This is a genomic window from Serratia plymuthica NBRC 102599 (assembly GCF_001590925.1).
GTDB classification, from domain to species: Bacteria; Pseudomonadota; Gammaproteobacteria; order Enterobacterales; family Enterobacteriaceae; genus Serratia; species Serratia plymuthica.
The window spans coordinates 116,338-132,637 of record NZ_BCTU01000025.1 but is presented as its reverse complement, the minus strand read 5'-3'; the positions used below and the strand labels follow the sequence as shown (position 1 = coordinate 132,637).

The following is a 16,300-nucleotide window of genomic DNA, read 5'->3' as shown; positions in this document are numbered from 1 at the left end:
GGGGATATTTTCAGGAAAGTGGCGGGCGCCGAAAATAGCACCCGCAAGGAGGGGAACCGCTTGCTTACCAGCCTTTTACCGCACCGCCGTTAAAAATTTTCTCGGCGGCTTTGGCCACTTCATCCGACTCGTAGGCCTTGATGAAGTTTTGCACGTTCAGCGCGTCTTTGTTGTCTTCGCGCGTCACTATGATGTTGGTGTACGGCGAATCTTTGTCTTCGATAAAGATGCCGTCTTTGGTTGGCGTCAGCCCGGTCTGGTTGATGTAGGTGGTGCTGATGATAGCTACTGTGACTTTAGGGTCATCCAGCACTTGCGGCAATTGAGCGCCCTCCAGCTCCATAATCTTGTAGTTATGCGGGTTGGCGCTGATATCCAGCGAGGTTGGCAGTAGCCCTTTACCCGGTTTCAGGGTAATCAGGCCGGTTTTCTCCAGCAGCAGCAACGCGCGGCCGAGGTTGGTCGGATCCAACGGAATGGCGATAACGGCGCCGTCCTGCAGCTCTTTCAGCGATTTGATTTTTTTCGAATAGCCGGCCATCGGGAACACGAAGGTATTGCCCACCGCCACCAGCTTGTAGCCGTGATCTTTATTTTGCTGTTCGAGGAACGGCCGGTGCTGGAATACGTTGGCATCCAGCTCACCTTTATCGGTGGCGTCGTTCGGCAGCAGAGAGCCGCTGAAACCGACCAGTTCAACCTCAAGGCCGTATTTCTCTTTCGCTACCTGTTTGGCGACTTCCGCCACGTCCTGCTCCGCGCCGTTGATAACCCCGACCTTGATAAGGTTCTGGTCTACCGGCTTATCGCAACCTTGCAGTGCCAGCGTGGCGGCAAACGCCGCCATCACGGCGGTAAAACGCCAGGTCTTTAACATCGTGTTCTCCCTGAAAAAAACAGTAAAATCAGTTGGTTTTGTGCTGTTAGCTAAGCCTGAACCTGCAGGGAAGTCAAACGCTTGCTCAGCACAAAGGGTTATAGGTAATAACAGGGAGTTGTATAGAGACCCTGGCTTTCAGATTGCACCCTGAAAGCCATTGGGTCTGGAAGGGCGGTTATTTGGCGCGCAGCACGACGATGCCTGGCGTGTTGATCACATAGTCCATAAAGGGCGAGTCCACTACCTTCATGTTTTCCTTGCGCGAAGAGGCATTGCGCAACATCGGGCCGTTTTCGGTCATGATAAAGATGCCGGTGTGAGTGACGTCCAGCCCGGCAAGATTGGTGTAGATACCGATGTAATCGCCGGTGCGCAACTGGGCCAGCACCTTATCGTCAATCACATCGCTGGGCAGATAAGTGATGCTGCGTCGAACATTTTTCAGGCCGGGCAGATAGCTGCCGCCATCGGCCTTTTGGTTCAGATTTTTCACCTGCGTCACCGCGTGCGGGCTGAGTTGAGCGGTAATGTCGGTCACGTTTGTTTTGGCGACCTGTGCCCAGTCGGTGAAGAAATGTTTGCGCTGCGGGAAGCTGATTTCGCTATGGGCGTAGCGGGTCTGGATCAGGCGTTGAACGAATTCAGCCTGGTTGTGCGATTTGCTCAGCGCATCGACGTAGTCGATATAGGTAAAGCAATCCAGGCCACGGAAGTCGATCACCAGCTTTTCCGGCGTGTCCTGAGAGCCTATCAGCATGTTGGCAACGTAAGGCGTACCCAGAAATTGCTGAGAGATCAGATTGATAGTTTGGCCGTTGGCCTGCCCGGCCGGCCAGGTAGCGTGCTTGGCGAGAATGTCGTTGAGCTTGCTTAACGTCTCGCTGTCCAGGTTTATGGGCGCTACCGCAGGGGGGGTGACTGCGGCACCGGATTCATCAATTGGCGGCTGAGGACTTTTATCTGCGCATCCACTCATCGCTATAACTAACATCAATGGAACAACCTTGTACATTTTACCCTCCAATGGTTTCAGTCCGTGATCATGTAAATGATAACAGTTCTCACCATAAGGCGGGTGGTTAATAAATAAACATAGCCTAAACGCTGGCCAATAATCAGTAACCGATCTCGTTATTAAACGGCAGATACCAAAATAACGCGATTTCATGGTCGGCAATATCCGGCTGAGCGCGATACAACAGGTGATCGATACCGCCGAGAATAAAACCGAAGCGCTGATAACAGCGGCAGGCGATCAGATTATTGTTTTGCGTTTCCAGCATCAACCCCGGGGTTTCCTGCTGCTGCGCCCAGTGGCGTGCGGCATCCAGCAGGGCGGTGGCGACGCCCAAACGGCGCACGTGGGCGCTGACGACAATTTCTTCAATCAGCGCATAGCCGTTCCAGTTTTTGCTCAGCGTAACGTGACCGACGGCTTCCCCCCGATGACGTGCCAGAAAGGTTTCGCTCTCTTCATTGAGGAAGGGGGCCAGCGGATAGTGCTTGCGAAACGGGGTGACCGGCCGCAGCGGCCAGTTGTCGACCGGGGCATCGAAAACCGGTTGGGCATAGTGAGCGACCGGGAAGCTGAAATCGCAGCTTTCCAGATAGCCGTCGGGCAACTGGGCGACGGGGGCGATATGGATAGCCTGGCTCATGGGTCCAGCTCTCTCAGCAGGCGTGCCGGGTTGCCTGCGTAGATCCCTTTACGGGTGATGTCTTTGGTGACCACGGATCCGGCGCCGATCACTGCGCCGCTGCAGATGTTCACCGCCAGCACGGTAGCGCCGGAACCGATGGCAACCCGATCGCCAATCTGCGTACGGCCCCAACTGGCGGCATCGGCGTTAGGGGCGCCATTTTTAAACAGATCGTTGGCGAAGGTCACGTTATGGCCGATAAAGCAGTCTTCGCCGAGGGTGACATATTCGCAGATAAAACTGTGCGACTGGATTTTGCTGCGAGCGCCGATGCTGACGTTTTTTTGGATCTCGACAAAGGGCCCGACAAACACGTCGTCGCCGAGCCGGCAACCGTACAGGTTGCTGGGTTGTACCACTGTGACATTTTGCCCGGCGTCGACCTCGACAATGCCGACCTGGCGAAGAGTGATGGCAGATGACATGGCAGTCCTCACGGCGTTGCTCAATCGGAGGATTATAAAACAAACTGCCGCTGCGTCTGCGTTTTCCGAACGTTTTTTCAGCGAAAGACTATAATAAGTACAGGGGAGAGAGCCCCGTGGCCGCAATCCTCGCACGGTCAACAATCCGTCAGAGGGGTAAATTCGTTCGCCGATCGCGACCTACGGCGATGGAGGAGGTGTCTCATGGTTAATCATGTTTGGGGACTTCTGGCGCATCCAAGCACCGAGTTCGAACACATTAAAAGCGAGAACGAAAGCGTCTCGCACCTTTACACCCACCACGTGCTGCTGCTGGCGGCGATCCCTGTGGTCTGCGCCTTTATCGGCACTACCCAGTTGGGCTGGCTCTCCGGCGAAGGCCATGCGATCCGGCTCGATATGTTTACCGCACTTTATACCGCAGTGGCGTTCTATCTGCTGATGCTGGCGGGTGTGGCTATCATGGGTAAAGTGATCCACTGGATGGCGCGGCGTTATGAAGCACGCCCGAGTTTGCACCGTTGTATGGTGTTTGCCGGCTATGTCGCCACCCCGATGTTTCTGAGCGGTATAGTCGCGCTCTATCCCGTCGTGTGGCTTTGTCTGTTTGTCGGCGTGATTGGCCTGTGCTATTCGGGCTATCTGCTGAATCTGGGCATTCCCCACTTCCTGAATATCGACAGTAAAGAAGGCTTTATCTTCTCCAGCTCTACCTTTGCCATCGGCATCTTGCTGCTCGAGTTTCTGCTCGGGGTAACGGTGTTGCTGTGGGGGTATGGTTCCTGGTTATTCTGAAAACGATGTTTTGATATTGCCCCTCATGCCACCCGGCATGAGGGGCTTTTGCTTTTTACGGCTTACGGAACACCAGCATTACGCCGAGTACGATGGCCACCATGCCCAATATGCTCATTGCCGCCAACGCATGGCCGAGCAACAGGTAGTCCAGCAAAGCAGTGACTGCCGGGATCAGGTAAAACAGGCTGGTGACCTGCACCAGATTGCCGCGTTGGATCAGCCGGTACAGCAAGAAGGTGGCCAGCACTGAAATCACCACCGCCATCCACAGCAGCGGCACGATAAGCGCCATGCTCCACTCGATCCGCAGCGGCTCGAACGGCAATACCAACGTGCACATCAGCAACCCGACGGCGTACTGCAGCGGCAACACCGCCAGCGGTGGCTGACTCATGCCTTTTTGCAACAGCGTGCCGGCGGTCATGCAGCCCAGCGCGATAAAGGCGCACAGCATGCCGGGCAGGGAGAAGTGGGCGATCGCCAGGCTTTGATACACCACCAGCGTCAGCCCGGCCATCGCCAGCAACAGGCCGAGGCTGCGCAGCCCGGAACTGCGGCGTTCGGTAATGAACTGGGTCAGTATCGGCTGTACGCCGAGCAGCGTCGCCAGCACACCGGGCGTGATACCCTGTTCCAGCGCCAGCAGATAGCTAATCTGGTAACTGCCGATCATCAGCAGCCCGATCAATGCCACGCGCCACCGGGTGCCGCGGGCGGGCAGGCATTGCCGCTGCCACAGGCCGATTGCCAGCAGCAGCGCCAGAGCGATGGCGCAGCGGAAGAAAAGGAAGGCGAAGGCGGAGGCATGCTCCAGCCCCAGGCGGGAGAAAATTGCGCCGCTGCTCCAAAGCAGGACGAACAGCGTAGCCAGGCCGGCATTGGCCCATTGAGTGATAAATCGCATTCGGTTTCACCTGTCGTGAAAATGGCAAGTTCCAGCGCGCGCGGCGGTCTACGCCTGAGCGCAAATAAAGAAAGCTGGAGGTAAAATTCGGTTTGGCTTAGCGCACAACCACAGAGCGTGGCGGGTAAGCGGCAACCGCAGTGACGACAGAGAAAACGGCTGGAGGGGCGGAAGATGCGCACAGTTGAACGACGGCCGGAAGCGGCGTGTTCGTTGGGTCTGTGATGTGCGCAAACTGAGCCATTGATATTCCTGAAAGCAGGGAGTGATTACGGCATCAAAGATAGTGAAGTTTGGCGGGAGGCGCAACATAAACTTAACGCCTCCCGCCGAGGTTGCGGTTTAGCCTTTGCTCACCACCACCAGTTTCTGGTTCACAAACTCTTTGATCCCCAGATCCGACAGTTCACGGCCGAAGCCGGAGCGCTTCACGCCGCCAAAAGGCAGTTCGGGTGCGGTGTCGGTCAACGAGTTGATATACACCATGCCGGTTTCGATGCGCGAGGCCAGCTTTTTGGCGCGTTCGATATCCGTGCTGAAAATAGCGCCACCGAGGCCGTAGTGAGAGTCATTGGCCAGTTTGACGATCTCGTCGTCATCCTTCACCACGTAGATCTGCGCCACCGGGCCGAAGAACTCTTCGAAATACGCCGGGTTGTCACGGCTGATGTGGGTCAGGATCGTCGGCTCGAAGAAATTGCCGTCATGCGGTATCGGTTTGCCGCCGTAATGCAGTTTGGCGCCGTTTTGCACTGCGGCGTCGACCTGTTTAGCCAGGCCCTCCAGCGCCTCGCGGGAAGACAGCGGCCCCAAGGTGGTGGTTTCATCCAGCGGATCGCCGATTTTCACCGCGCGGAAATGCTCGGTAAAGGCTTGCAGGAAGGGCTCTGCTACTTTTTCTTGCACGATAAAACGTTTGGCTGCGGTACACACCTGGCCGGCATTGCTCAGCCGCGCCTGCGCGCCGATCTTGGCGGCTCTGGCGATATCGCTGTCGTCCAGCACCACGAATACGTCGTTGCCGCCCAGCTCCAGCGTAGATTTTTTCAGTGCCTTCGCGGCTTGCGAGGCGACTATGCTACCGGCCTTTTCCGAGCCGGTCAGCGCCACGCCCTGTACCCGGTCGTCGGCGATGATGTTCGCCACCTGCTGTTGCGAAATAAACAGGTTGGTGTAGGCACCTTGCGGCGCACCGGCCTCGGCGACCAATTGTTCAAAGGCCTGTGCGCAGTGCGGCACGATGCCGGCATGCTTCACCAGCACCGGATTGCCGGCGGCCAGATTGGGCGCCAGCACGCGCATCAACTGGTAGAACGGGAAGTTCCACGGCTCCACCGCCATCAGCACGCCGATCGGATGATGCTCTACCCAGGCTTCGCCGAGGCTGGACTCATAGCGCACCGGGGCGAGAAATTTTTTGGCGTTGTCGGCATAGTAGCGGGCGATCTGGGCACAGAGCTTCACTTCGCCGCGGCTTTGCGCGATCAGCTTGCCCATCTCCTGGCTGGCGATTGTCGCCAGTTCCTCAACCCGGCTCTCCATCAGGTCCGCCAGCTTGTGCAGTACCGGCAGCCGCTGGTCGATATCGCCCTTGGCCCAGCCGGAGTGATACAGCGCGTCAGCCTTTGCCAGCGCTTGTTCGACCTGCTGGTCGGTATGGGGTGTGTACTCGTTGATCAGTTGGTTGTTAAAAGGGTTTACCGTCTGGTATGGCATGAAGAGTTCCTCTCGTCGCGGATGGTGACGCATGACATACGCCTTGAACGGCGCAGCGAAAACGGCTGCACCGGTCTTTAAGTCTAGACGATAGGGGAGAGGCGGGCCGAAGATGCGGAAGAGAGCATCGGCTATGCCCCCGTATGCCGGGGGCGCGGGCTGAAAGCGGAAATGTTACCGGGTATTGCCGGCCCAGTGTTTCCGCTTGCTGGTCTTGCCGAGACCGGGGTTAAAACTGTTGGTCGGATCGGCGGATTGGTAGAAGGCCTGCAGATCGGGCTTGGCGTGGTACAGATGGCCGACGTTATGCTCGGCCGGGTACTCCGCGCCGCGCCGGTCGAGGATCGCCAGCATTTGCTCTTTCAGCGCATGGCTGTCGACGCCTTTTTTCACCACGTAATCCTGGTGGAATACGTGGCACATAAAGTGGCCGTAATAGAGTTTGTGCACCAGTTGGCTGTCGATTTCCGGCGGCAGGGTTTCAAACCACTCGGTATCGTTGCGGCGCAGCGCAATATCCAGCGCCAGAATATCCTCTACCTTGTCGGCATGTACCGCATGGTAGCGCACCGCAGCGCCGGCGGCGGCGAAACGGTGCAGGAAGGCCTTTTTGCCTTCGTCTGCGGTGCAGGCGAAAAATGCGCCCTTGGCCTGGGCAAAGTATTGGTTCAGATACAGCTGCGCTTCGTCGACGCCGGGGCCGGCCATTTTCAGCAGCAGGTGATGTTCAAAGCGTTCGCGGTATTCTTTCATCCGCTTCGGCAAATGGCTGGGGGCCAGGTGGCTCAGGCCCTGCATCAGCCGGTCGGTCAGGTTGTGCGGCAGCAGCGGCAGTTTGTTGAAGCTGGCGTCCACGCGGCCTTTCAGGGTGAAGAAACGCGGCATTTGATCGGTGCCGAGCTTGTCGATCATCATAAAGGTGTCTTTGCCGTACACTTCGGCGATATCGAAAATATCGCGATGCATGTACTCGCCGGCCACCGGCAGATTGTCGAATTTGCCGAGCATATGGCGACGCAGTTCGGTCAACACGGCGGTGTCGTTGGTGCCGATATAAAATACCTGTTCTTTGCCTTCTTTCTCAAAGGTGTCCAGGCGCACCGCAAACACCGCCAGTTTGCCGGCGCAGCCGGAGGCCTCGTACAGGCGGCGTTTATCCGCATTGAAGCGGGATGGGGTATCGGCATCGACGTCGCGCACCCTGCTGGCGTATTCGTTGTCGGAGGCGCGCAGTTCGCCGTGCTCGACGTCCTCCGGCCGGTAGTCGCCTTTCTCCAGCCGGGTGAGGATCTCTTCCGGCGTGTCGCCGAGTTTAATCCCCAAATGGTTCACCAGCCGCAGTTGGCCGTCTTCACCCAACTGGGCGTACAGCGCCATTTCGGTATAGGCCGGGCCGCGTTTCACCAGCGAACCGCCGGAGTTATTGCATACGCCGCCAATCACCGAAGCGCCGATGCAGGAGGACCCGATCACCGAATGCGGTTCGCGGCCGTAGGGTTTCAGCAATTTTTCCAGCTGATTGAGGGTGCTGCCGGGGAAGCCAACCACTTGTTTGCCGTTGTCCAGCACTTGCACGTGATCGATCCGCAGGGTGCTGACGATGACGATATCGCGGTCATAATCGTTGCCGCTGGGCGTCGAACCTTCGGTCAGCCCGGTGTTCGCCGCCTGCATAATGACGATTTTGTCGGCGGCCACGCAGGCCTCCAGTATCCGCCACAGCTGCAGCAGGCGGGTAGGGAACACCACCGCCAGCGCTTTGCCTTCGCCGGAGCGGAACCCCTTGCGATAACGTTCGGTGCTGCGTTCGCCGGTCAACAGCTGCGGGCCGCCGACGATGTCTTTGAGCTGAGCGAGAAATGCCTGATTACCTGACTGCGTCATGCCGATCTCCCTGTCATACCGGTCGTCTTTCAAACGGCGGCGCGGTTACCCTGGGGGACGAAGAGAGTTGTCCCGATTCACGTGGGCGCCGCATGCAGCGCCCCAACATGACCTGCGGTTCTTGCCGTTATCGCTGTTTGAAATCCAGAGGGTAAATTAATTGAGTAGCCTGCTGGCTTAATACCTTGGTAACTTACTGGCTTGGTAGCTTAGTAACGCTCTGCGTACCCGGCCTGACGCTCTTCGTCACGCAGCGTCAGAATTTCCACGCCGTCGGCGGTGACCGCCACGGTGTGCTCCCATTGAGCGGACAGCTTTTTATCGCGGGTCACCACCGTCCAGCCGTCTTTCTTCTGCTTAATGCGGTGGTCGCCCTGGTTAATCATGGGTTCGATGGTAAATACCATGCCTTCCTGCAACGCCATGCCGGTGCCCGGCAGGCCGAAGTGCATCACCGCCGGTTCCTCGTGCATATCGCGGCCGATGCCGTGGCCGCAGTATTCACGCACGATGCTGTAACCGGCCTGTTCCGCATGCTGTTGAATGGCATGGCCGATATCCCCCAGCGTCGCGCCCGGTTTCACCGCGCGGATGCCTTGCCACAGGGACTCATATACGTTGTTCACCAGCCGTTTGGCCAATGGCGTTGTCTGGCCGATGCAGTACATTTTGCTGGAGTCGGCAATGTAACCGCCGTTTTCCAGCGTAATGTCGACGTTCACGATCATGCCGGAACGCAGGATTTTGCTGGCCGAAGGAATGCCGTGGCAGATCACGTCGTCGATCGAGGTATTGAGCACGTAAGGGAAATCGTACTGGCCTTTACTGGCCGGGCGCGATTTCAGCTCATCGACGATAAAGGCTTCGGCGCGGTCGTTAATTTCCATGGTCGACATGCCTTCGCCAATCACCCCATCGAGCATAGCAAACACCTTGGCCAGCAGTGCGCCAGAGTGACGCATTTTGGCTATTTCTTCCGGCGTTTTGATCACAATCTGTTTCACCCGACAATCTCCTTCAGCGTCAGCGCGTTATCTTTCATCATTTTTTTTACCAGTTGAGGGTAGGTCAGTTCTGGATGGAACTCCGCCAGCATGCCGATCTTGATCCAGTATTCCGCCTGCGCGTTGATCGAACGCGTCATCGTCAGGCTGGCGAGGCGCAGATCGTCATGCAGCGCGTCTGAAATTTTCACAATGCCCATAGACTGCTCCTTAAAGGAATAATATACGAAGTGTATATGGTTTGGATGGTGGGGATTGTACATTCCGTGGCATAAGAAGTTTCCTGGCGACAACGATTGCCGCCGTCGGACAATGCGTTTATTGTGATAAACGACTTTTTTTGCATGATTTTTCAGAAGGATTCAGGGCGTGACTAAATTACGGGTTGGGGTGATCTTTGGCGGTAAATCGGCTGAGCATGAAGTGTCGCTGCAGTCGGCAAAAAACATTGTGGACGCTATCGACAAAGAGAAGTTTGACGTCACGTTGCTGGGGATCGACAAGCAGGGACAATGGCACATTAACGATGCCTCCAATTACCTGCTGAATGCGGAAAACCCGGCGCTGATCGCGCTGAACCGCTCAAATAAAAATGTGGCGCTGATCCCCGGTCAGGAGAAACAGCAACTGATTGAAGCGAGCAGCGCCGGCGCACTGGGCCAGCTCGACGTGGTATTCCCGATCGTGCATGGCACGCTGGGCGAGGACGGTTCACTGCAAGGGTTGTTGCGGATGGCCAATATGCCGTTCGTCGGCGCCGGTGTGTTGGGCTCGGCGGTGAGCATGGACAAAGACGTCACCAAACGCCTGCTGCGCGATGCCGGGCTGGCGGTGGCCCCCTTTGTCACCCTGACGCGCACTAACCGCGGCAAATACGGTTTCGATCAGCTTAGCGAGCGTCTGGGCCTGCCGTTGTTTATCAAACCGGCTAACCAGGGCTCTTCGGTGGGCGTCAGCAAGGTGCAGGATCGGGCCGGCTTTGACGCCGCTCTGGCGCTGGCGTTCAGCTTCGATCACAAGGTGCTGGTGGAATCGGCGATTGTCGGCCGTGAGATTGAGTGCGCGGTGTTGGGCAATGACGAGCCGCAGGCCAGCCTGTGCGGTGAAATCGTGCTGAGCGATGCTTTCTATTCCTACGACACCAAATACATCAATGAGCAGGGCGCGAAGGTAGTGGTGCCGGCGGAGATCGCACCGGAAGTCAGCGACAAAATCCGCGACGTGGCGCTAAAAGCGTTCCGGGCGCTGGAATGCTTTGGCCTGGCGCGCGTTGACGTGTTCCTGACGCCGGACAACAACGTGGTGATTAACGAAATCAACACGCTGCCGGGTTTCACCAATATCAGCATGTACCCCAAACTGTGGGCCGCCAGCGGCGTTAGCTACAGCGAGTTGATTACCCGGTTGATCGAGCTGGCGCTGGAGCGCCATCAGCAAGATCGCGCGCTGAACAGCTCGGTGTTCGAGCGCTAATAATCGGCTTGGGGCAGGTTGCGGCGGTATTGAGAGGGGCGAATTTATTCGCCCCTTTTTACTTATTTCACCGTCACGTCGATATCGCCAAAATACTTCTTCGCCAGCGCGGTCACGGTACCTTGCTGCTTCACTTTCACGATCGCGTCGTTCAGCTTTTTCTTCAACGCGTCATCCCCTTTGCGCAGGCCGAAGGCGATGCCTTCACCGAGGATCTTGTCATCGCTGACCGCATCGCCGACGAAGGCGAAGCCTTTGCCGTCCGGATGTGCCAGGAAGCCGCTTTGCCCTGACGGCGCCATCACCAGCGTGGCGTCGAGGCGGCCGGCGGTCAGGTCAAGGTACGCCTGGTTTTGATCCTGATAGGAGACGACGTCTACGCCCTGCGGTGCCCAGTGGGCCTTGGCGTAGGTTTCCTGAATCGACCCCTGCAGTACGCCGACGTGTTTGCCCGCCAGCGACTTGGCGTCCGGCAGCAGGCCGCTGTCGGCTTTGGCGATCAGGCGGTTGGGCACCTGATAGATGGAGTCGGTGAAGTCAATTGCCTGGCGGCGCTGGTCGGTGACGTTCATCGCCGAGTTGATGGCGTCAAACTTGCGTGCTTTCAACGCCGGGATCAGGCTGTCGAACGAGGTCTCGACCCAGCTGCATTTCAACTGGGCGGCGGCGCAGACCGCGTTGCCCAGATCGATATCGAAGCCTTCCAGCTTACCGCTGGCGGATTTGGATTCGAACGGCGGATACAGCGCTTCCAGACCGAAGCGCAGCGTGTTTTCCGCCGCCAGAGAGGAACCGGCGGCCAGCAGGCAGCCCACAGCGATCAGCGTTTTCAGTGATTTCATAGTCAGTGCCTTTTTCCCATGGTCAAACCAAAAGTGAATGCATTACACCTGACACAGACGGCGTGCGCCTTCCAGCAGGGTTTCGTTATCTTTTGAAAAACTCAGCCGGATGATGCCGGTGTTGGTGCCGTCGCTGTAAAACGCCGACAGCGGGATAGTCGCGACTTTCGCTTCACGGATTAAACGCACCGCAAAATCGTTGTCGCTTTCGCTGCTGAAACCGCTAAAGCGGGCCAGCATAAAGAAACTGCCACGGCTGGGTAATAATTCAAAGCGCGAATCTTGCAAGGCGCCGGCCAGCAAATCGCGTTTTTGCTGATAGAAATCCGCCAGCCCCAGATAGCTTTGCGGATTGCCCAGCGCTTCGGCGAAGGCATATTGCATCGGCGTATCGGCCGAGAACACCATAAACTGGTGCACCTTGCGGATCTCATCCATCAACGCCGCCGGCGCCATGCAGTAACCGACGCGCCAGCCGGTGACGTGATAGGTTTTGCCAAACGACGACACAATCACGCTGCGTTCGGCCAATTGCGGGTGGCGCGCCATGCTGTGGTGAATATCGCCGTCGAATACCACGTGCTCGTAAACCTCGTCGGACAGGATAACGATATCGGTATTGCGCGTCAGGGCGGTCAGGCGCTCAATGTCATGCTCGCCGAACACGCTGCCGGTTGGGTTGTGCGGGCTGTTGACGATGATCATCCGCGTTTTGCCGGTGATGGCGGCGGCGACCTCGTCCCAGTCAATGTGCAAGTCCTGCAGCGACAGTTTGATGGCTACCGGCGTGGCGCCTTGCAGGCGGACAATCGGCGCGTAGCTGTCGAACGCCGGTTCGAAATAAATCACCTCATCGCCCGGGTGCACCAGCGCGCTGATGGCGGAATACAATCCTTCGCTGGCACTGGCGATGACCGTGATTTCTTCGTCGGCGTCATAACGTGTGCCATACAATCGTTCAACTTTATCTGCCAGCGCAGCGCGTAATGCGGCCACGCCACTCATCGGCGCGTACTGGTTATGACCTGCGCGCATGGCTTGCGCCACTGCGTCGACCAGTTGCGGCTGACAGGCGAAGTTCGGTGCGCCCTGCGACAGATTCAGTGCCTGATGTTCAGCGCTGAGCTGGCCGATTACGGTGAAAATAGTGGTGCCGACATCCGGCAACTTCGAGCGTTGTGAGCAGGCGCTCTGCATGATTGGCTCCTGGAGAGGGGAAAGTATTGCTTGATTAAGCATCAGTGACGGTAGGCGAACAAGGGAATGTTTGTCATACTAGCCATGAGTTAAAGTCATGGCTAACCGAGGCCCGCTATGCAGACATCTCTGCCGTCGCTCGACGTTTTGAAAACTTTTGTGGTGGTGGCTCAGCGCCTTAATTTCACTCATGCCGCCCAGGCACTGCACCTGACGCAAGGCGCGGTCAGCCGTCAGATCCTCGGGCTGGAGCAGCATTTGGGCTATCCGTTGTTCAGCCGCCGGGCGCGCGGGCTGACGTTGACCCCTCAGGGCGCCATGTTGTTGGCGCCGGTGCAGCAGGCGCTGGGGCAACTGGGCGAGGCGCTGGCGCGGGTTGGGGCGCAGCCGGGCACGTTACGCATCAAGTGCCCGACCTGCGCCATGCGCTGGGTGTTGCCGCGCATTATCCGGTTGCAAAACGAGCGCCCGGAAATGCATATCGAACTGACCGCCTCGGTATCGCACGGGTTGGATTTCAGCGCAGAGCACTTCGATGCTGCGGTGGTGTTCGGCCAGCCGCAGGGTAAAAAGCTGGCGGTGCATCACCTGTTCGATGAAATCCTCACGCCGGTCTGCACGCCGTCTTATCTTCCCGATTTGGCCCGCCCGCCAACCCCGGCCGATCTGGCGGAGAAAACCCTGCTGCACCCCACGCGCGATCGCCGCGACTGGCTGCTGTGGTTGAAGGCGGCAGGGCTGGAGACGCTACCTTCCGGCAAGGCGCAGCATTTTGATACTCTGGATTTGGCGATGAGCGCCGCACTGCAAGGTTTTGGCATCGCCATCGGCGATCTGTGCCTGCTGGAGGAGGATATCCAGGCGCAGCGCGTCGTTACGCCGTTCCCGCTCAGCGTGGTCAGTGGCGCGGCCTACTATTTGGTCTACCCTGAACGGGCACTGATGCCCGCGACATTAGCCACGCTGGTCAATTTTCTGGGCGAAGAGGCGGAGCAAAGCCGCGCACGGCTGAAGAACGGCTTATCCGCCGCCGCTAACAGCTTGTAACCTTTAACATTACAAATTATTTCTGCGGTGAAAAAGAGTATGTCACACTGTTTTTCCACTTTGATTAATCCTCTCCGTCGCAGGCTGCGGCGGGAACATGCCTGAGACAAAACAATATGAAATGGCTTTGTGTGGTGAGTTTGCTGTCCGGCCTGGCGATCAGCCCGGTTTTTGCGCAGGAGAGCGGGGCGGCGCAAGGAGTTAATGCCCAGCAGCGTGATGCTTTCGTTTCCAACCTGATGAAACAGATGACGCTGGAAGAAAAAATCGGCCAGTTGCGCTTAATCAGCGTCGGGCCGGATAACCCGAAAGAAGCGATCCGCGACGGCATCAGCAAGGGCCAGATTGGCGCTATCTTCAACACCGTCACCCGGCCGGATATCCGCGCGATGCAAGATCAGGCCATGCAGCTCAGCCGCCTGAAAATCCCGTTGTTCTTCGCCTACGACGTGGTACACGGTCAACGCACCGTCTTCCCGATCAGCCTGGGGCTGGCGGCCAGTTTTGATCTCGAAGCCATCGCGCTCAGCGGCCGGGTATCGGCGCAGGAAGCCAGCGATGACGGCCTGAACATGACCTTCTCGCCGATGGTCGACATCACCCGCGATCCGCGCTGGGGTCGGGTATCGGAAGGCTTCGGCGAAGACACCTGGCTGGTGTCCAAAATTGCCAAAGTGATGGTCGATGCTTACCAGAACGGTGATCCGTCTCAACCCGGTTCAGTGATGGCCAGCGTTAAGCACTTCGCGTTGTATGGCGCCACCGAAGGCGGCCGCGATTACAACACCGTCGATATGAGCCCGCTGAAAATGTATCAGGACTATTTGCCGCCGTATAAGGCAGCGGTAGACGCCGGCAGCGGTGGGGTGATGGTATCGCTCAACGCGATCAACGGTATTCCGGCCACTGCCAACCCGTGGCTGCTGAAAGATCTGTTGCGCAGCCAGTGGGGCTTTGGCGGCATTACCATCAGCGATCACGGCGCGATTAAAGAGCTGATCAAGCACGGTGTGGCCGAAGATGCGCGCGATGCGGTGCGGCTGGCGATCACTTCCGGCGTCGACATGAGCATGAGCGACGAATACTACGACCAATACCTGCCGGGGCTGGTGAAGGACGGGCTGGTTTCGGAAAGCGATATCGATCGCGCCTGCCGCGACGTGTTGAACACCAAATATGATATGGGCCTGTTCAAAGATCCGTATAACCACCTTGGCCCGGTAGGTTCCGATCCGCAGGACACTAATGCCGAAAGCCGTCTGCACCGCGCCGAAGCGCGCGTAGTGGCGCGCAAAACTCTGGTGCTGCTGAAGAATGACAAGCAGACGCTGCCGTTGAGCAAGCAAGGCACCATTGCGCTGGTTGGGCCGATGGCCGACAGCCAGCGTGATGTGATGGGCAGTTGGTCGGCGGCCGGCGTGGTCAAGCAGTCGGTGACCCTGCGCCAGGGGCTGGAGCATGCGGTGGGCGACAAGGCGAAGATCCTCTACGCCAAGGGCGCCAACATTACCCAGGACAAAAGCATTATCGACTATCTGAACGAGTATGAGCCGGCGGTGGTGTTTGATACCCGCCCGCCGCAGCAGATGATTGATGAAGCGGTACAGGCGGCCAGGCAGGCCGATGTCGTGGTAGCGGTCGTGGGTGAGGCGCAGGGCATGGCGCACGAAGCTTCCAGCCGTGCCGATATCACCATTCCGCAAAGCCAGCGGGATCTGATCGCCGCGCTGAAGGCGACCGGCAAACCGCTGGTGCTGGTGCTGATGAATGGCCGGCCGCTGGCGCTGAGCTGGGAAAGCCAGCAGGCGGATGCGATGCTGGAAACCTGGTACAGCGGCACCGAGGGCGGCAATGCGGTGGCAGACGTGCTGTTTGGCGATTACAACCCGTCGGGCAAGCTGCCGATGACCTTCCCGCGTTCTGTCGGCCAGATCCCGATGTACTACAACCATTTGAATACCGGCCGGCCGTTCGGCAAGGAAAACCCGGGCAAGTACACGTCACGTTACTTCGACTCGCCTAACGGTCCGTTGTATCCCTTTGGTTACGGCCTGAGTTACACCACCTTCAGCCTGTCGGATCTCAAACTTTCCAGCCCGACGATGGCGCGCAACGGCAAACTGACCGCCAGCGTCACGCTGAAGAATACCGGCAAATATGACGGCGCCACTGTGGTGCAACTGTACGTGCAGGACGTGACGGCGTCGGTCAGCCGCCCGGTGAAAGAACTGCGCAACTTCAAAAAGGTGATGCTGCGAGCCGGTCAATCACAACAAGTGGAGCTGCCGATCACCGAAGAGGATCTCAAGTTTTACAACGCCAGCCTGAAATGGGGCGCGGAACCGGGCAAGTTCAACGTGTTTGTCGGCCTGGATTCCGACAACGTACAGGCACAGAGCTTTACGCTGCAGTAAATCGCATTGCCCTCTC

15 protein-coding genes are annotated in these 16,300 nt (G+C 57.9%); 4 read left to right on the top strand and 11 right to left on the bottom strand.

The window, feature by feature from the left end; all coding sequences use genetic code 11:
• Window positions 1-64: 64 nt before the first annotated feature.
• The 4 genes from SPL01S_RS17800 to SPL01S_RS17785 form a co-directional block, all read right to left on the bottom strand.
• Window positions 65-877 (bottom strand): MetQ/NlpA family lipoprotein, encoded by an 813-nt coding sequence (locus SPL01S_RS17800; RefSeq protein ID WP_013811999.1) that lies wholly within the window; start codon window positions 875-877, stop codon window positions 65-67.
• Window positions 878-1,055: 178 nt separating this feature from the next.
• Entirely contained in the window at window positions 1,056-1,892 is an 837-nt protein-coding gene (locus SPL01S_RS17795; RefSeq protein ID WP_063201757.1) for a DUF1460 domain-containing protein, read from the bottom strand.
• Window positions 1,893-1,995: 103 nt separating this feature from the next.
• Window positions 1,996-2,538 carry a GNAT family N-acetyltransferase gene (locus SPL01S_RS17790; RefSeq protein ID WP_063201752.1) on the bottom strand — a complete coding sequence of 181 codons (543 nt, stop codon included), beginning with the start codon at window positions 2,536-2,538 and terminating at the stop codon, window positions 1,996-1,998.
• Window positions 2,535-3,005: an acyltransferase gene (locus SPL01S_RS17785; RefSeq protein ID WP_063201749.1), complete on the bottom strand. Its 471-nt coding sequence runs from the start codon at window positions 3,003-3,005 to the stop codon at window positions 2,535-2,537. Before SPL01S_RS17785 ends, SPL01S_RS17790 begins: the two co-directional genes overlap by 4 nt.
• A 204-nt stretch (window positions 3,006-3,209) precedes the next feature.
• On the opposite strand from SPL01S_RS17785, the gene SPL01S_RS17780 reads away from it, so the two are divergent.
• A complete protein-coding gene (locus tag SPL01S_RS17780) occupies window positions 3,210-3,800 on the top strand; it encodes a Yip1 family protein (protein WP_062870008.1) in 591 nt (196 codons plus the stop codon).
• A 55-nt stretch (window positions 3,801-3,855) separates the two neighbouring features.
• Here the strand turns inward: SPL01S_RS17780 and SPL01S_RS17775 are convergent, their stop codons facing one another.
• The 5 genes from SPL01S_RS17775 to SPL01S_RS17755 form a co-directional block, all read right to left on the bottom strand.
• Window positions 3,856-4,707: a DMT family transporter gene (locus SPL01S_RS17775; RefSeq protein WP_063201746.1), complete on the bottom strand. Its 852-nt coding sequence runs from the start codon at window positions 4,705-4,707 to the stop codon at window positions 3,856-3,858.
• A 342-nt stretch (window positions 4,708-5,049) separates the two neighbouring features.
• On the bottom strand, window positions 5,050-6,423 hold the full coding sequence (locus SPL01S_RS17770) for an NAD-dependent succinate-semialdehyde dehydrogenase (RefSeq protein ID WP_062870009.1): 1,374 nt from the start codon (window positions 6,421-6,423) through the stop codon (window positions 5,050-5,052).
• Window positions 6,424-6,597: 174 nt separating this feature from the next.
• Window positions 6,598-8,307, bottom strand: a complete 1,710-nt coding sequence (gene dld / locus SPL01S_RS17765; RefSeq protein WP_063201743.1) for a D-lactate dehydrogenase — start codon at window positions 8,305-8,307, stop codon at window positions 6,598-6,600.
• A 209-nt stretch (window positions 8,308-8,516) separates the two neighbouring features.
• Entirely contained in the window at window positions 8,517-9,311 is a 795-nt protein-coding gene (gene map / locus SPL01S_RS17760; protein ID WP_004942002.1) for a type I methionyl aminopeptidase, read from the bottom strand.
• Window positions 9,308-9,511 (bottom strand): ParD-like family protein, encoded by a 204-nt coding sequence (locus SPL01S_RS17755; RefSeq protein WP_006324220.1) that lies wholly within the window; start codon window positions 9,509-9,511, stop codon window positions 9,308-9,310. The genes map and SPL01S_RS17755 overlap by 4 nt, the downstream gene beginning before the upstream one ends.
• A 169-nt stretch (window positions 9,512-9,680) precedes the next feature.
• Here SPL01S_RS17755 and ddlA point away from each other — a divergent pair, with 169 nt between their 5' ends.
• The gene (gene ddlA, locus SPL01S_RS17750) at window positions 9,681-10,784 is read left to right on the top strand and encodes a D-alanine--D-alanine ligase (RefSeq protein WP_062870011.1); all 1,104 of its coding nucleotides are present in this window, start codon (window positions 9,681-9,683) and stop codon (window positions 10,782-10,784) included.
• A gap of 62 nt (window positions 10,785-10,846) precedes the next feature.
• Here ddlA and SPL01S_RS17745 read toward each other — a convergent pair whose 3' ends face one another.
• Together SPL01S_RS17745 and SPL01S_RS17740 are read right to left on the bottom strand one after the other, a co-directional pair.
• Window positions 10,847-11,626 carry an ABC transporter substrate-binding protein gene (locus SPL01S_RS17745; RefSeq protein WP_037432444.1) on the bottom strand — a complete coding sequence of 260 codons (780 nt, stop codon included), beginning with the start codon at window positions 11,624-11,626 and terminating at the stop codon, window positions 10,847-10,849.
• 42 nt (window positions 11,627-11,668) lie between these two features.
• The gene (locus SPL01S_RS17740; protein ID WP_020438686.1) at window positions 11,669-12,823 is read right to left on the bottom strand and encodes a pyridoxal phosphate-dependent aminotransferase; all 1,155 of its coding nucleotides are present in this window, start codon (window positions 12,821-12,823) and stop codon (window positions 11,669-11,671) included.
• Window positions 12,824-12,940: 117 nt separating this feature from the next.
• Here SPL01S_RS17740 and SPL01S_RS17735 point away from each other — a divergent pair, with 117 nt between their 5' ends.
• Together SPL01S_RS17735 and bglX are read left to right on the top strand one after the other, a co-directional pair.
• Window positions 12,941-13,870 carry a LysR substrate-binding domain-containing protein gene (locus SPL01S_RS17735; RefSeq protein WP_062870012.1) on the top strand — a complete coding sequence of 310 codons (930 nt, stop codon included), beginning with the start codon at window positions 12,941-12,943 and terminating at the stop codon, window positions 13,868-13,870.
• A 116-nt stretch (window positions 13,871-13,986) separates the two neighbouring features.
• On the top strand, window positions 13,987-16,284 hold the full coding sequence (gene bglX / locus SPL01S_RS17730; RefSeq protein WP_004942014.1) for a beta-glucosidase BglX: 2,298 nt from the start codon (window positions 13,987-13,989) through the stop codon (window positions 16,282-16,284).
• The last annotated feature ends 16 nt before the right edge of the window (window positions 16,285-16,300 follow it).

Coding starts and splice junctions, on each gene's coding strand:
- dld (WP_063201743.1), bottom strand. CDS start 8,307: ATGACGCAGTCAGGTAATCAGGCATTTCTCGCTCAGCTCAAAGACATC.
- SPL01S_RS17740 (WP_020438686.1), bottom strand. CDS start 12,823: ATGCAGAGCGCCTGCTCACAACGCTCGAAGTTGCCGGATGTCGGCACC.
- SPL01S_RS17800 (WP_013811999.1), bottom strand. CDS start 877: ATGTTAAAGACCTGGCGTTTTACCGCCGTGATGGCGGCGTTTGCCGCC.
- SPL01S_RS17780 (WP_062870008.1), top strand. CDS start 3,210: ATGGTTAATCATGTTTGGGGACTTCTGGCGCATCCAAGCACCGAGTTC.
- SPL01S_RS17785 (WP_063201749.1), bottom strand. CDS start 3,005: ATGTCATCTGCCATCACTCTTCGCCAGGTCGGCATTGTCGAGGTCGAC.
- SPL01S_RS17790 (WP_063201752.1), bottom strand. CDS start 2,538: ATGAGCCAGGCTATCCATATCGCCCCCGTCGCCCAGTTGCCCGACGGC.
- SPL01S_RS17755 (WP_006324220.1), bottom strand. CDS start 9,511: ATGGGCATTGTGAAAATTTCAGACGCGCTGCATGACGATCTGCGCCTC.
- SPL01S_RS17770 (WP_062870009.1), bottom strand. CDS start 6,423: ATGCCATACCAGACGGTAAACCCTTTTAACAACCAACTGATCAACGAG.
- bglX (WP_004942014.1), top strand. CDS start 13,987: ATGAAATGGCTTTGTGTGGTGAGTTTGCTGTCCGGCCTGGCGATCAGC.
- SPL01S_RS17735 (WP_062870012.1), top strand. CDS start 12,941: ATGCAGACATCTCTGCCGTCGCTCGACGTTTTGAAAACTTTTGTGGTG.
- SPL01S_RS17745 (WP_037432444.1), bottom strand. CDS start 11,626: ATGAAATCACTGAAAACGCTGATCGCTGTGGGCTGCCTGCTGGCCGCC.
- SPL01S_RS17795 (WP_063201757.1), bottom strand. CDS start 1,892: ATGTACAAGGTTGTTCCATTGATGTTAGTTATAGCGATGAGTGGATGC.
- SPL01S_RS17775 (WP_063201746.1), bottom strand. CDS start 4,707: ATGCGATTTATCACTCAATGGGCCAATGCCGGCCTGGCTACGCTGTTC.